The organism is Vibrio sp. 2134-1, from assembly GCF_033339495.1.
Window position 1 is genome coordinate 1 of sequence record NZ_JAWOUS010000331.1, and the last position, 768, is coordinate 768.

Below are 768 nucleotides of genomic sequence, written 5' to 3' on the forward strand. Positions count from 1 at the left end.
GAGCGCATCTTATTGATTGGTGTCGTGGTATTAGTTCTGATTGTCGAACTGATTAACTCCGCGATAGAAGCAGTGGTGGATCGCATTGGTGTTGAACGCCATGAATTAAGTGGCCGCGCTAAAGATATAGGATCGGCAGCCGTTATGGTTGCGTTAGCGTTCGCAGCTTTTACTTGGCTATACATATTGGCCAGTCGCTACCTAGGCTAGAGGTTACAACATGATTCAGCAGTATCGAGATAGCAACCAAGTCATTTGGTTTGATGAGGCGCTTATTGAAGATCCTAGTCAGCCTATTTTTGATGCCGAGTATTGGCAATCCACCAACAAAGTAACTGGCAGTGCTTCAGGGCGTGGTACGACTTGGTTTGTTCAGCTTGATACGATGCAAGCCGCTCTGCGTCATTATCGACGTGGGGGTTTATTTGGTAAGTTAGTTAAAGACAATTATTGGTTTTCAGGTTGGGAGCAAACGCGTTGTGCGCAAGAGTTCCAACTATTACTTACACTGATTAATGCTGGCGTTCATGTGCCAAGGCCAATTGCTGCGAGAGCTGTGAAATCTGGATTGACATATCAGGCCGATTTATTGAGTGAGCGCATTCCTAACGCAAGAGACCTGGTCAGTATCTTGCGGGAAAAACCGTTACCGGAAGGAATGTATCAAAAAATAGGGCAAGAAATTGCCAAAATGCACAACGCTGGCGTTAATCACACAGACCTGAATATCCCCCACATCTTGATCGATGACAAAGATAAAGTGTGGAT

General features: G+C 45.3%; 2 protein-coding genes. Both read left to right on the forward strand.

Annotated elements, in window-relative coordinates:
- Positions 1-210, forward strand: a 210-nt coding sequence (locus tag R7R78_RS25795; protein WP_225474576.1) for a diacylglycerol kinase, incomplete at its 5' end; no start/stop codon positions are given.
- Between the two features lie 10 nt (positions 211-220).
- Positions 221-768, forward strand: a 548-nt coding sequence (locus tag R7R78_RS25800) for a 3-deoxy-D-manno-octulosonic acid kinase (RefSeq protein ID WP_225474577.1), incomplete at its 3' end; no start/stop codon positions are given.